This window comes from Pseudovibrio sp. Tun.PSC04-5.I4, from assembly GCF_900104145.1.
Classification (GTDB): Bacteria; Pseudomonadota; Alphaproteobacteria; order Rhizobiales; family Stappiaceae; genus Pseudovibrio.
On the sequence record NZ_FNLB01000001.1, the window covers coordinates 471,316 to 485,711 of the forward strand.

At 46.5% G+C, this 14,396-nt stretch carries 10 protein-coding genes and 1 pseudogene; 9 read left to right on the forward strand and 2 right to left on the reverse strand.

Features of this window, described 5'->3' with window-relative positions; all coding sequences use genetic code 11:
* The first annotated feature begins 7 nt into the window (after positions 1 to 7).
* From BLS62_RS02235 to BLS62_RS02250, 3 genes are all read left to right on the forward strand, one after another.
* Positions 8 to 3,391, forward strand: a complete 3,384-nt coding sequence (locus tag BLS62_RS02235; RefSeq protein WP_143521477.1) for a hypothetical protein — start codon at positions 8 to 10, stop codon at positions 3,389 to 3,391.
* A gap of 276 nt (positions 3,392 to 3,667) precedes the next feature.
* Complete coding sequence (locus BLS62_RS02240) at positions 3,668 to 4,711, forward strand: helix-turn-helix domain-containing protein (protein WP_143521478.1); 1,044 nt, start codon at positions 3,668 to 3,670, stop codon at positions 4,709 to 4,711.
* Between the two features lie 536 nt (positions 4,712 to 5,247).
* Positions 5,248 to 7,185 carry a methyl-accepting chemotaxis protein gene (locus tag BLS62_RS02250; RefSeq protein ID WP_093176378.1) on the forward strand — a complete coding sequence of 646 codons (1,938 nt, stop codon included), beginning with the start codon at positions 5,248 to 5,250 and terminating at the stop codon, positions 7,183 to 7,185.
* Positions 7,186 to 7,821: 636 nt separating this feature from the next.
* Here the strand turns inward: BLS62_RS02250 and BLS62_RS31995 are convergent.
* A pseudogene (locus BLS62_RS31995) lies at positions 7,822 to 8,081 on the reverse strand (transposase); the annotation flags it as partial.
* A 215-nt stretch (positions 8,082 to 8,296) separates the two neighbouring features.
* On the opposite strand from BLS62_RS31995, the gene BLS62_RS02260 reads away from it, so the two are divergent.
* From BLS62_RS02260 to BLS62_RS31565, 3 genes are read left to right on the forward strand one after another with little or no spacing between them, the layout of a single operon-like run.
* Positions 8,297 to 9,019: a glycosyltransferase gene (locus BLS62_RS02260; protein WP_143521479.1), complete on the forward strand. Its 723-nt coding sequence runs from the start codon at positions 8,297 to 8,299 to the stop codon at positions 9,017 to 9,019.
* On the forward strand, positions 9,006 to 9,818 hold the full coding sequence (locus BLS62_RS02265; protein ID WP_200798436.1) for a hypothetical protein: 813 nt from the start codon (positions 9,006 to 9,008) through the stop codon (positions 9,816 to 9,818). Before BLS62_RS02260 ends, BLS62_RS02265 begins: the two co-directional genes overlap by 14 nt.
* 48 nt (positions 9,819 to 9,866) lie before the next feature.
* Positions 9,867 to 12,449 (forward strand): glycosyltransferase family 29 protein, encoded by a 2,583-nt coding sequence (locus BLS62_RS31565; protein WP_093176391.1) that lies wholly within the window; start codon positions 9,867 to 9,869, stop codon positions 12,447 to 12,449.
* Here the strand turns inward: BLS62_RS31565 and BLS62_RS02275 are convergent.
* Complete coding sequence (locus BLS62_RS02275; protein ID WP_093176396.1) at positions 12,421 to 12,603, reverse strand: hypothetical protein; 183 nt, start codon at positions 12,601 to 12,603, stop codon at positions 12,421 to 12,423. The genes BLS62_RS31565 and BLS62_RS02275 overlap by 29 nt on opposite strands.
* A gap of 291 nt (positions 12,604 to 12,894) precedes the next feature.
* Here BLS62_RS02275 and BLS62_RS02280 point away from each other — a divergent pair, with 291 nt between their 5' ends.
* The 3 genes from BLS62_RS02280 (at position 12,895) to BLS62_RS30390 (ending at position 14,332) form a co-directional block, all read left to right on the forward strand.
* Positions 12,895 to 13,233, forward strand: coding sequence for a transposase (locus BLS62_RS02280; RefSeq protein ID WP_093176400.1), 339 nt, complete (start codon positions 12,895 to 12,897; stop codon positions 13,231 to 13,233).
* Complete coding sequence (tnpB, locus tag BLS62_RS02285) at positions 13,230 to 13,493, forward strand: IS66 family insertion sequence element accessory protein TnpB (RefSeq protein ID WP_093176403.1); 264 nt, start codon at positions 13,230 to 13,232, stop codon at positions 13,491 to 13,493. Before BLS62_RS02280 ends, tnpB begins: the two co-directional genes overlap by 4 nt.
* Before the next feature lie 629 nt (positions 13,494 to 14,122).
* Positions 14,123 to 14,332 (forward strand): hypothetical protein, encoded by a 210-nt coding sequence (locus BLS62_RS30390; protein WP_200798437.1) that lies wholly within the window; start codon positions 14,123 to 14,125, stop codon positions 14,330 to 14,332.
* The last annotated feature ends 64 nt before the right edge of the window (positions 14,333 to 14,396 follow it).

Genomic DNA, 14,396 nt, shown 5'->3' on the forward strand with positions numbered 1-14,396 from the left:
GGCAGATATGAAAAATTATAGACAAGACAAGCGTATGGCCAACCTGTTTTATTCTGTGTCTGCAGCTGCTGTGGTTACAATCTGGGGCAGTACCGCATCTGCTCAGGATACGGTGAAAACTGACCTTTCTGAGCAAGGGTTTTCCATTGTCATGGAAGACGTGACCCAGACCTCTGAAAAAGAGTTATCCAAGGCTGTTGCTGAGCCGGAGGCCGTTGGCGTTCCTGCACGCATTGATGTCCGCTTTGAGGGCATTAGTCCCGTTCGCAGCCTGAAAGCCACGGCGCAAACAAACAGGCCAACCTACAAAGTCGGCGATACTGTAAGTTTTTCAATCTCCGCCAATTATCCAGCCTTTCTGGAGAAAGCTGAACTTCGCATCTATGAAGGCACCCAACGTGGGGAGCGCCCTCTTGAGGTGGTATCTGCGCCCGTGAATGGTGATATTGAGTGGTTGCTGCCCGAAGTCGGTAACAAGGAGCTTACGTATGTGCTTCGAGTTTACGATGAAAAGGGGCGTTATGATGAAACCTTTGCACGCTCTCTTTTTGTGAAAGAAATTGCGTTTAAAACAAGTAATGATTTAGGTGCCACGAGCGACCAGGCCGCTTCTCCGGATCAAAACACCATTCGCCAACGGTTTATCCCTCTTCAGGGTGGCATTATAACAGTGTCCGGATCGGCGGATGCGGACAAACCTGTCGTCGTGATGGGAGAAGGCGTTTCCACCAGTCCTTCCGGTGAGTTTTCAATCACACGTAACGTGCCTGCTGGAACTCAGATGGTTGAGGTTGAGTACAGCTCCCAAGGTGAGGAAAAATCCCTTATCCGTCCGGTCGAAATTCCAACTTCGCAGTGGCATTATGTGGGTATTCTGGACATCACCGCTGGTCGCCGCTTAAAGGATGAACAGTCGGAAAATACACTCGGGTACGAGCGTGATTACGTTGATGGCCGCGTTGCATTTTATGCCTCTGGCAAAACTCAAAGCGGATGGGCAATCACGACCTCAGCTGATACGGGGGAAGGGGATATTGAAGATATCTTCCGCCGGTTAGATGAGAAAGACCCCAACGCCGTGCTTGATCGCCTCTCCGGGGATGATCTTTATCCCACCTATGGGGATGACAGCAAAAGCTATGATGATACGCCAACCTCTGGCCGGATATATGTGCGCGCTGAAAAGGGTGATACGCGTGCAATGTGGGGTGATTTTAACGCAGACCTTTCCAGTGGTGGATTGCTCTCCAACACACGCAGCCTTTATGGTGCCGAGGTACGCAGTGCCTTGCCGTATAGAACCGAAACCGGAAAAGCGCGCCTGAGCGGTGTTGTGTATGCTGCCCAGCCAGACACCTTGCCGCAAACAGACATTTTACGCGGAACCGGCGGGTCTATCTACTTCCTTTCCCGGCGAGACGTAAACGGGAGTTCGGAAACAGTTTCCGTTGAAGTGATTGATCCTGATACTGGTCGGGTAATTTCCACCCGAGCATTAAGTGCCGGAGAAGATTACGAGCTGAATTACCTGCAAGGGGTCATTACACTTTCAGAGCCTTTAGGTTTTGGCCAATCCGCGAGCGGGTTGATCTCGTCAGCAGGCGGAGATTATGACGTAAATCTGGTGGTCCAATATGAATTTACGCCAACCACTAGTGATATTGACGGGTTCTCGTTGGGTGGTCGTGCTGAAGCGTGGCTGACAGACAATCTGCGTTTTGGCGTCACCGGCATGAAGGAAAGTACTGCGACAGCTGACCAGAAAATGGTGAGCTCGGATGTACGTTTTGTGTTTGGCAGCCGCAGTTTTGTAGAGGCTGAAGTCGCCCAAACCGAGGGGCCGGGGTTTGGGCGTACCGTTTCTTCTGATGGTGGCTTGACCTTAACTGATGAAGCTGCTGCCAATGGAGACCGGGCTCGAGCATACCGGGTGAACAGCACCGTAGATTTTGCAGACCTGAACACGGACCAGAACGGCTCAATAGACCTTTATTTTGAAAGGATTGAAGCTGGCTTCACCACACTCAACAAGAGCATCACCAAGGATCAGATTTTAGTTGGCGGAAAGGTCACAGCAACACTCAGCACTCAAACGATGCTGAGTGTTGCTGCCGAGAATTTCCAGCAGGACGGTGGAGATCACAAACGCAGTGCTGAAGTGATTGTATCTCAAAATCTTTCCAAGGGTTGGACTTTGGATGCTGGTGTTGAACATCAGGACAAGAAAACCGTTAGCGATGCAGAAAAAACGGGCAGCCGTACAGATGTCAGCGCACGTTTGAACTATGCCCCCTCAGAACGGGTCAAGGTGTGGCTATTGGGCCAAACCACCGGACTGGGCGCAACGTCTCGTGTGACCTACAAGCCGACCAAAGACCGCGAAGTCTATGTTGGGTATTCACTTGATCCAACACGAACTTTCAGTGGTTACGACCTGATCGGGCAGGACAAAGGCAAGATCGTTGTTGGCAGCAAAGTAAAGCACTCAGAGCAGTTGAATACATTTGCCGAAACCTCCCATGACCTTTTTGGAGAACGGTATGCGTCAACCAAAACTCTTGGCGTTACCTATAACCCAAGTGATGCGTGGAACATAACAGGTGCTGTTGAGAGTGGTCTGGTTCGCGATAGCCATAATGGAGATATAGATCGTGATGCCTTCTCTCTCGGCGGCTCTTACACGTTGGAGAAGAAACTCAGCTCCAACGCGCGTTTGGAATACCGCAGAGATCGTGGTGATGGCGACTCGCAAGATGCAGATACATTTGCGGCCCGTGCTGGCTTTGGTTTTACCGGAAACGTGGATGCACGATTGATGGGCAGTGTCGATGCACTGTTTTCCAACAACCTTGATGACAGCTTCCGGGATGGCAAATATGTAAAAAGCTCCCTTGGTTACGCCTTACGACCGACGCAAGACGAGCAGCTCAATATGCTGTTTAAGTACACCTACCTCTATGATTTACCTGGGGCTGATCAGGTTAACGCATCCGATGAGAAAAACGGAGATGCCCAGAAAAGCCATGTCCTGTCAGTTGATGTTGATTATGACCTGACGCAGAGCCTCACATTGGGTGGCAAGTACGGTTACCGAACCTCTGAAGTTGCGACACGCGGAACATCTGATTTTGAGGCGTCCTCCGCTCATCTGGGCATCGCCCGCTTAAGCTGGCATTTGGTGAAAAACTGGGATGCCATGGTTGAAGGCCGAATAATGTATGACGTGGAAAATGAAACTCTCTCAAAAGGTGCCTCATTCGGTGCTTACCGACATATCGGCGATAATCTGAAGCTTGGGGTTGGGTACGAGTGGGGGCAGGTTTCTGAAGATCTAACAGACCTAAATTACCTTAGCTCCGGTATCTTCATCAATTTGATTGCCAAAATATAATGCAATGGCGCGAAGTCAGAGGGCAACTCCATTTGTTGTTCTCTGATTGCATTAATCGTTTCAAGATGATCATACCGCCCAATTGCCTGAGTGAACGATAATTCAGGAATAAGCCAGACAAAGGCGATACTCATATTTTTATATAGGGATAATTCGATTAAAATTTGCGCTTTACTGGATATATCAACCTGTAATAGTACATAGTGTTTATGCATGCAGATTGATACATCCATTGATTTGTTGTGATTTTAACCTTCTGACCCAGGTTCTTTCAGAGTGACACAGTTTGCCAGTATATCAGCCAATGTGGTTTCGCACAGCGCGCAGAAGTCCATTGGTTGGCAAGAGTGGCAGGAATTTAACGACAAAATTTCCGGTGAAGTCACATGCAGTTTCACACAAAGTGACGAGAACACCTTTAGTGCAGATGCCTCTCTCATCGTTTTTGATAATGTTGTGTTGGCGGATATTCATGCGTCCGGCCATCAGTTTAAACGTGACTCTATTCGAGTAAACCGGGACGACATCGACCACTTTTATCTGCAACATTATAGAAGGGCCGGTGGCAGCCATATCCAGTCCTTCCGGCCAATTGAAAATATCAGCACTGGCGAGATGATTTTTCTTGATTTCAGCGTCCCTTTTGAAACCCACCATACAGATTTTGAAGTGACAACGCTTGTTCTCAAGCGAGAGCTGTTTTCTGATCATATAGATATCGGCAGTAGCTATCCAAGTTTTCGTGTTTCGCGAACTAGACCGGAATATAGGGTTATTTCAACCCTGATCGAAGAGCTACGCCTCAATGCATTGGTCTTTGATCAGAAATCGGTTTCGGGACTATTTGGTTGTATCGTTGATCTTGTGGGCAATATTTTGAAGTCTACTCGGTCAAAAGATCCCGAATTTTCACAGCACAACAAGCAGTATTTACAGTTCCGCCAGGCACAGCAGGTTATGATGTCTCAACTCGCGAATACTGCAGCCAACAGCAGCAGTCTGGTAGACGCTATGGGGCTCTCGCGCGCGACTGTTTACCGGCTTTTTGAGGAACATGGCGGCATAATGCAAAGCCTCAAACAGCTTCGCCTTTCCAAAGCAAAGCAGCTCATCTCCGCCAATCCGCAGGTAAAAATCCAACAAGTGGCCATGAACTGCGGTTTTAAGAGCTCGAACCATTTCTCCCGTGCATTTAAGGAGGAATATTCTGTTTCTCCTCGTCTCTTCCAAAATTCGCAGAAGTTGGACAGCATCAGGCCCATGTCTCAATATGTTTCCTGGGCGCTAGCTGGTTCTACGGCGAAGTTTTCAGAGGATTGAGCCAACCCCAGAAATCGATCTTTATCGAGAAGTTCTGCTAGGGTGTTTTAACTCGGCGTGTTGTTGATTGTCAGTTGATAGGGTTGCTATCCGGTAGAACCGCGAGAGCACTTAGGTCTGTTTCCAGATTTACCCCCAGTTTCTAGATGAGTAACTCAAACTCGCTGGTGCGTGAATGTGTATTCAACTGAAGGTTTAATTCGTGCATTTTACATGCAATAATTTAATGAATTACATGAGATGAACGTTCGAATTTCCGATGTCATCAGCTGCTCGAAATCATGGATTACCTTGCGTTCCATCTGCCCCCCTTCAAAATAATAATCGGCATTCGCATGGTGTGCGTATGCGGCAAAAAACATTCTAAATAATCGATTATTATATTTTGGTTCGCTAGAGCCAAGAATTAGCATGAATGCTTTTCTATAAAATTTGAATAAATTAATTATTTGTTTAGCGTTTAAAGCCGAAAACCTAAGTAACATCACGATATATATTCCAATTTTTTATAATAAATCATTTGTGGGAGGTTAATTTTGACGCTGACGCATCGTATCTGGCTTTTACTCGGTCTGGGCCTTCTCTCACTTACTGTTGTTACCTCAACTTATTTTTGGGGTCAGTCAAAAATTGAACCGGCTGGATACAAATCTGCTCGCGCAAGTGAGATGTATACCGCATTAAAAAAATCAGATTCATACCTCCGAATGCTCGTCGGGTTTTCTGATCGTTTCCTGCTTCTCAGAGATCCAGACCTTCTCACTAAAGCTGAAAACGTTGCATCCAAAAGCCTCCAAGGTCTTGATGTGCTTGGAGACAAAACAGATGAAATTCGTGGTTATATTGATGAAACTCTTCGAAATTTCATTCAACTTGAAATCTCCATGAAAAAAGCAGGCCTAGATGAGACCTCCGGGCTGAAAGGCGAGTTGCGCAACGCTGTCAAAACAGCAGAGGCAAAGCTCGATGTCATCGCGAAAGGCCCAAAATCCTCAGTGGATCCTATTCTGGTGAAGATGTTGATGCTGCGCCGGCATGAGAAAGATTTCATGCTCCGTAAAGAAGAAAAGTACATCACCAAATTTAGTAAGCGCCGTACTGAGTTTGATCAGGTACTGGCAGCCTCTTCTCTAGACATGACTGATAAGAAAGAGATTTTAGATCTTCTAGATATCTACCAGGCAAAGTTCAACACATGGGCTCAAACAGATCTGCTGATTACCAAGCAAGTGACTGGCTTCAGAGAAGCCACCGCAACAGCATTGATGCATCTAGAAGAGCTGGAAGAAGCGGCTGAAGCCGAACGCCTCCAGGCAACCAATGATATGTTTGCTGTAGAACATAGTGTTGAGCGTGCCGTAACTGTCATGATGATTGTCTCTATTATCCTGCTGATTGGAGCTGGATATATGGTTCAACGCTCCATCACCACTCCGGTGCGACGCATCACCCGCGCAATGGAAGCAATAACAGATGGTGATTTCTCCAACCCGATCCCAGATGTGAAAACAAAAGACGAAGTCGGTGCATTGAGTAAGATTGCAGTTGTCTTGCGCGATAACGTCAAAGCACAAAGCGAAGCTCAGCAACGCGAAGATGACCTGCGTGCTGAACAAGAAAGTCAGCGTAAACGCGTACTGCAGACACTTGTGCATGAACTGGAGGCTTCAGTCGGGACTGCCGTGGGCCGGCTAGAACAGAGCATGGGAACTCTTTCCAACTCTTCTACCCGTTTGATTGATCTTTCATCTTCTTCTGCAACCAACCTGCACGCCACCGTGCAATCCTCTTTGTCAGCCAGCAGCAACGTGCAAACCGTCGCAGCGGCATCAGAAGAACTAGCAGCCTCCATTGGGGAAATTCAGCGGCAGGCAAACACCAGTAGCATCGTCGTAAAGGAGGCCGCGGATAACGCGAACCATGCACGCAATCAGGTTGGCAATCTGGCTCAATCAGCGGAACGTATTGGCGATGTTGTCGCTCTCATTCGTGATATCGCGGAGCAAACAAATCTGCTTGCCCTCAATGCTACGATTGAGGCTGCTCGAGCAGGGGAGTTAGGCAAAGGTTTTGCGGTGGTTGCTGCGGAGGTCAAAGGCCTTGCTAGCCAAACGGCGAGAGCAACGGAAGAGATTAGCGGGCAAGTATCTGCTATTCAAACAGAAACTCGCGATGCTGCGACACGGATTGAAGAGATCGCCGGAATCACAGACAAAGTGCTTGATTACACGAACGCCATTGCTACCGCCGTTGAAGAACAAGGTATGGCGACACAAGAAATCAGCCATAATGTTGCTTTGGCTGCACAAGACACTGAGGAGGTCTCGTCAAACATGGGCACTGTCTCTGAAAATGTAAATGAAACCTCCCAGCACGCGACTGATCTTGGCATTGTCACAGAAGACATCTCACAGCAAAGCAGTGAGCTCTCTCAAGCGGTTGAAGCATTTTCCAAACGTGTGTTGAGCATGTAAAGCTCGTGACAACAAACATAACCGGCCTGAGTGATCTAGCCGGTTATGTTTGTCATATTTAAAAACCGGCAGATAACGGGTGCAGGCGGAGGTAAGTCACGCGATAAAATGACGGAAGAGACGCGCGGTTCTGTTACCTCTGGTCCAGACTTCAACTAGTTGTTTGCGCAGTTGTATCACTGAGATAAACCCACACCAAGCGGAGCTGTTGATAGTGGCGGAAAGAATTATTCTCCAGGCCCTCTCAAGACGGCCCATTGTTGGGCACAACCCCGCCGCCATTTACCGGAATGTTAAACAAACCTGGAGGCAGTATGCCGTTAATGCTCTGGCAGATTGCCCGGTCGGGCAGCATACTCTGCTCGTGCAAGGCAGTTACGCACCCGTCCTCAATCAGCATTGTAAAACCTGAAAACAACGAGCGTTGGTGGAATATGGCCACGTTGAGCCGTTCATTGTTGTAAGACCAGAGCAAATTGGTTGCTTGCGTTGGGGCTTCATCAATCGTTTACGCGATCTGATCCGCAGCTTCCGCACTAACTCTCTGTAAGTGCGATAAACCCGCTTATGGCTCTAACCAAAGCCTTTGATACCTGTTTATGCAGGTCACATCTTTACATTCAGACGGCTTTAGTCCTTTTTTCCAAGAGCTTCTTTCAAAAGTTTGTTTTGTGAGCTGAGCTCTGCGTACATATTCTTGAACGGTGCAGCTCATCTTCCACCTGCATCATCGACTAGATCATAGGCGCTTCAAGGCCACCATACTTCGAGCACCATTTATAATAGGAAGCCGCGCTCATGCCATGTTCACGGTACAGTTGAGCAACTGGAATGCCGCTTTCGCCCTACTTCAATATTGCGATAATCTGCGCATCGCTGAAACGATATTTCACCAAAAAATCAGTCCTCCATTTGAACTCAATCAAATACAGGGGGATTACACTCTAGCTGCAATTAACAGAAAAATCCTAGCTAATTTGTGTGCTAATTACGCTGCTATCCTTTATAATTCAGCTACTTAAATGGATACTGCAATTATTCAATATACATATTCTTGGATTTACATCATCACCTAGAGACGGAAGATGGTTTTAACAACTAGGGATTTGTAATGCCAGCTTCTACTATTCAAATTTATATTGGCTATGACAGTGGCGAAATCGTTGCCTTTCACACACTGTGCCAAAGTATTATTGAGCATGCCAGTCAACCGGTTTCCATAACACCAATAGCACTCAGCGGCTTGTCTGGCGTTTTTGCCCGTGAGCGCCATACCTTGCAGTCTACCGAGTTCTCCTTCAGCCGTTTTTTAACGCCTTATCTTTCTGGATATAAGGGCTGGAGCATATTCTTGGACTGCGACATGATTGTCCAACGTGACATTGCCGAGCTATGGAATTTACGGGATCAAGATTATTCTTTGATGTGCTGTAAACATGATTATCAGCCCAAAGAAGACTTAAAATTCCTGGGCAACACGCAGACCAAATATGAAAAGAAGAATTGGTCTAGCGTTATGTTGTTCAATAACGCCAAATGTCTAACACTCACTCCGGATTATGTAAATAACTGCAGTGGGTTAGAGCTGCACCAATTCAAATGGCTGGAAAACGATGACTTGATTGGCTCTTTGCCGCTAAGTTGGAACCATCTTGTTGGAGTGTACGTATATGACCCAGCAGCTGCATTGGTTCATTATACCGAGGGCGGACCCTATTTCAAAGATTATGCTGCTTGCGATTACTCAGTAGAATGGCATAAATATTTTAATACACTCATTTCTGCAAAGAATGGCATTTTTGTAAAAGAGGATACCGATCTTGTTCTGGTCTAAAGCATTGCAACATCTAGTTGTGACTTCATTTCATCAGCAAGGTTATGAAACATACGGAAAAAACTGCATCCTAAGTTTTTTGAAAAATTGGCCTGAGCATGTGAGGATGTTGATTTATGCAGAGAACGTGCAAGTTGAGGAGATTGACCCACGGCTAATTGTCCTCGATCAAAACGAGGCACTCCCGGAACTGGAGATATTTAAGAAAACTTACTCTGACCATCCATTTGCAAACGGAGCATGTCCCACTAACCCCGATCGTACAAACCACTTTCGTTGGGATGCCGTTCGGTTTTCAAACAAGGTTTTTGCAATCTCCGATGCAATCCGAAACAATAAACATAAACTCGATCAACTAATATGGCTGGATGCGGATACAATTACCCATCAGCCTATCCCTGCCAAATTCCTAGATAAACTTGCGCCACGTGGCAAAGAACTTGCAGCATATCTTAATCGGAGAGGCTGCCCTGAATGCGGCTGGGTCGGGTACAACTTAAGACATCCCAATATTGATGACTTTGCTGAACATTTCGAGAATATATACACTTCCGGCGACTTTCTTGAGCTCGAAGAAAATCACGATAGTTATGTATTCTGGCATCTTGTTAAGAAATACCAAAATGAAAATATAGCAACATTCAAACTGTTGGGATCAAGATATGCTAGTGGGCATATTTTTATAAATAGTTCTTTGGGAAAATACATGGATCATCTCAAAGGTCCTCGAAAGGATGCGGGAAAAAGCTCACCCAAAGATCTACATATATCGAGAAAAGAACCCTGGTGGACAAATTAAACTTAACAATTACCAATGTGAACTACTTGTTTATCTGAGGACTTATCCATGTCTCATTATCTTCAAAGAATAAATAGTGAACTACAAGATAATCATTTCTGGCAAATACTTGTAACTTGTTCTCATGATGAATTGTTCACACATGGAGAAAGCTTTCTAGCGCACATGGAAGAGTTTTCTCCTGGAATGCGGATTATATTTAATTTTACTTGTAAACCCCAGAAAGCAGTTGAATTCCTCAGAGAGAAACTAATATACAATTCGGTAATTTACACAATTAGATCGAAAAGAAATTCAGAACCCATTTTGAATTCAGCCGCAGCCTCTAAATGGTTACTTAGATCAACCCTACAGCCTGTTTTAGTTATGAATATCCGCACTTCCTGCAAACAAGATCTAAATTTTCTCCCAGTTGATTTACATAATGCCGACATCTCCACCTGGACTGGAAAGGATGGTAAAGGGCCATACGTGACATGGTTACATTCAAATTGGCAAACCAAACGCTTTGTTGGAAAACATTCAAGATCTCTAGAAACGATCTTGACTGACGGATGGTCCGAAAACTCGACATCACATGGAAAGAATAATAAAAACAACAATTTAGCTAAGTTTAGTCAATTTCCTGATTATTATGAGTTTGACGTGGAAGCCCCATCGAAAAAACTAGTCAGACCGGACATAATAATTTTGGCGCAAAAGCAGGATGTGGGAACAAAGCATCTACTCAAAAGGAATGAATTCTTAATGAGGGCTGAAAGATTATCAAGGCCCAACAGAGTTGCGTGGAGACTGTTTCCAAATATCATTGCACAGTACGAACAATCTCAAAAACAAACATGCAAAATCATACCTATCCCTCATTGGGAGATTACTGAACTGTTCGTTGAAAAATTTATAGATTACAAAAAAGTCTACGCGCCTCATCTAAGAAGATCTCAAATCGATTTACCAAATGTTATATTTTACATGCAGGAATATCTATCTCAAATTTTTACGACCGGGAAAAATGGTTGGGGACCAGAAGGAGATGCATATCAGTCAACTGAATATTTGAGGCACAATATTGACCCCAAATATAGGGAGTTCAAATCAAATTTCGCGATAAGTAGGCAAACGCGTGCAGACCAAGGGCACAAGAACATAAAGCATTTATCGCTTTTTGATCTTCTAATACCGCTTCAAGTACCAGATGACGAAGCTCTTTCTAACTTTGGGAATTGCGGACAGGAAAATCTCGTAGATCTGATCTCAAAATTTGCGCAGTCATCACAGCTAACAGTTTTGTTTAGAAAACACCCACACGATCATTCCAAGTTCTTTATGAGGATGAGCGCGCGATATTCAGGTACATTTGTCAAATTTTCGATTCACGGGCACATTCATGACGTAATCAGGAAATCAAAAGCTGTTGTTGTCATAAATAGTGGTGTTGGTTTCGAGGCGATGTTGCTAAATAAGCCCGTGATAGCATTTGGGAAAGCAATCTATGATGCGGTTGTAACAACCGCAACTGCCGAGACTATAGGTGCATCGATCCATCAGGCTTTGGATGAAAACCCACAAACCCGTCTAAACCGATACGACCTATTTTTATCTTGGTTTCTGTTTGAGTTTGCTTGTAAGATCGATAATAGCAGGCTGAATTTCCGAGATTCAGAAACAAGTGTACTTACCAAACTGAATAATCCACACCTAGATAGATGGGAACATGAAGCATGTGCGAGTATATCTTCTTTTGAGGGGGAAAATCATACGAATAGCCGTAAAGCAGACCTATCAAGGCACAAGAAACTACATGCATTGAATAAATCGACTTTCGGTTTAATTTCTAAGATTTGGAAGTACAAAAACTATGGCCTCACTCTTGCTAACAAACGGCTGAAGAACCATTTCCTGCCCAAGTTTGATCCCTCGTTCTTGGATGGCAAACGTATAGCTTTGGTAGGCAACGCTTCCAGCCTGTTGGACAGCTGTCACGGCGAAGAAATTGACCGGCACGACATCGTCATAAGATTAAATTTGGGCTATCCTCTTATTGTGCGCGATGGTATTGGAGCACACCAAATTCCTAAAGAGTTTCTGTATGGGATCTTTCACGACAGCCGGTCGGTAGGGCAAGACCCGTATCCCATATTACGGAAAAATGCTCCAGAAGAGCTAATTGACGCGCATACTCATGTCTGTGCTACTGGAAGAAGAACAGACATATGGTCATGTTCTACCGTCGACAAAAGCCGCCAGACATTCTTTGCACCACTCTTCAATTGCAGGATGATAGCTTGCCATCCCAACACGCAACACATCTCCTTCGGATTGCTGATGAAAAGACGGATTGAGAAACTTCCTCCTCATATTACATCTGAGTTGAAGCGAAAATTAGCAACCGATCCTACTTCAGGTTTGATTTGGATCGACTTCCTAATGCAAACCAACTTAAGGGAATTAGACCTTTACGGTTTTGATTTCTCCGCGACCGGTCATGTAGTTAGGCAGTCTCAGAATATATTGGTTGCGCGAAATAAATTCACTCATCTGCCCGGCGTTGAGCGCGATTATGTTTTGAATTCTGTGCTTCCCAAGGACACACGTATTTCACTGATTAAATCGGCAAGAGCATGTTGCGTTTAATCGGGTTCATATCCTGCAGCTTTAAAGAAGTTGTGACCATCCGTGCTTCAATGCAGCTCCTAAGGCTGGCGAGTTTGCCATGGCCTCCGCCATTGCTCTGCGCCCGCAGCTCCACACCACCTGTTTCACGCTTCAGGATCACCAAGTCGTTCATAAAACTCACCAAACCCTGAACTACGTTGCTGCTTGCCGATGTGAATGCCCTACTACAAGCGCTATAACGCGTTCACGAAGTGTCTGAGGATGAGCTCTGCCCATCTCGTACCCCAAATCTGCAATGCGGATAGGCAATCACAGATCAGCCCGTCTAGGCTGGGACTATTTGCTTGTCGCGTTGATGATGCCACTCGCCTTGTTTATGTGTAACCGTCCGCTCAAGACCGCCTTACTTGATTGCGTTTGATTGAGTATTTTCTTCTTCAGTTTTTGCTGAGGAGGCAAGTCATTGTTGGATGGATCGAAGCCACGGCGGTCGTGGACACGGGTAGAAAAGGCGGCAATCACCGCGCAAGTTGGGGTTGATGGAGCAACGCTGTTCGATGTTGCGCAGAGCCATGATGTCAGCCGGTGCTTGCTGAAGCGATGGATGGCTAAGTACGGCAACAGCAACACAAGTGAAAACACGAAGGCTCCCCTTTTTGTGCCTGTTGTTGTTACTGATCCAGAACCGTCAGGACCCGCCGTTATTGAGGTTGGGCTCGGGAATGGTCGGAGCCTGCGACTTTCCAGTGACTTAAGTGATGCGCAGGTTCGCCGGTTTATTGCGCTGGTGGAAGCGACATGATCGGACCGGGAACAGGTGTGCGGGTTTATCTTGCGTGCGGTGTGACGGATATGCGCAAGGGCATTGCCGGTTTGACCGCTTTGGCGGAGACGGAATTACGCCAGCGCCCTGCAAGTGGCGCCGTGTTTGCTTTTCGCGGACGGCGCGGGGACCGGATCAAGTTGCTTTACTGGGATGGTCAGGGGTTCTGCCTTTACTACAAGGTGCTGGGTGCGCCTCGAACCTGGTTTCGACCGGGGCGCTTATGTTTGGAATTCTAGTGAAAGGAGGGGTTTCCTTTAACAGACCGTCCTTTACTGCGAAAGGGCGAGAGCCGAAGCGGCGGTGATTTGTCGTGAACTGGCAAGGTGACGTAGCCCGTGGGATAAAGAGATGTGCGACGAAGCCATTAAGTCAAGACCCATCTTCAGGCTGAGTATTGGAAGGTTGAGGAACACGAACCGGCTAAACCGTATCTGAGGGGCTGAATTGTAGCCTCCGCCTACATGGCTTAACAGGCGGAACATCGGTCGCGCCATGGATTTCATGACCGGAAGCGCGCAAACCGACAGCGTACTCCAGAAACGCTTTCGAGGGTGTCGTCAACTTATGCAGTTTGTTGGCGATGGCCGATGCCGACTTGCGGGACGCAAGGGAAAAGACTACGGCCGGCAGCCTAACCAATACGCTTTAAGTCCAACATAGGAACGAGGGAAGGCGTGTGCCGAATGAGGTTGGTATATTTAATACTCGCAAGGGAGTTCACCCCGATGACGGCCACGCTGGCGGAGTTCCCGTAGTAGTCCGAGATAGGGAAAGCCTGTCACATGGCGAAGGGGAACAGTTCAAGCTGCTTAGGGCTGCACATTAACTGACCACAACGAGGTGAAGACCTTTGATAATCAGCGACATGCAACACAAGCTTGCGAAATGGGCGCAGGACGAGCGAACCAGAAGATTTGATCGCCTCTTACGCTTAATTGCCGATCGGACTTGGCTGACTGAGGCTGCCCGGGGTCTTGGCGTCGAGCGGCGCAAAGACCCCGGGCGTAGATGGCGTGGACCGAGATCGTTTCCGACTGTCAGTGCTGGATGTATTCTCCCCAAAAGCGCTGGTTGAAAATTCCCCACTTTTTCAGCTTTGACTTTTGTTTGAAGGGGCATGCCCCTTCAAACAAAAGTTG

Bases quoted from the DNA above. Each gene is read 5' to 3' on its own strand.
- BLS62_RS30390 (WP_200798437.1), top strand. From the start codon at position 14,123: ATGCAACACAAGCTTGCGAAATGGGCGCAGGACGAGCGAACCAGAAGA.
- BLS62_RS02275 (WP_093176396.1), bottom strand. From the start codon at position 12,603: ATGAACGACTTGGTGATCCTGAAGCGTGAAACAGGTGGTGTGGAGCTG.
- BLS62_RS31565 (WP_093176391.1), top strand. From the start codon at position 9,867: ATGTCTCATTATCTTCAAAGAATAAATAGTGAACTACAAGATAATCAT.
- BLS62_RS02260 (WP_143521479.1), top strand. From the start codon at position 8,297: ATGCCAGCTTCTACTATTCAAATTTATATTGGCTATGACAGTGGCGAA.
- BLS62_RS02235 (WP_143521477.1), top strand. From the start codon at position 8: ATGAAAAATTATAGACAAGACAAGCGTATGGCCAACCTGTTTTATTCT.
- tnpB (WP_093176403.1), top strand. From the start codon at position 13,230: ATGATCGGACCGGGAACAGGTGTGCGGGTTTATCTTGCGTGCGGTGTG.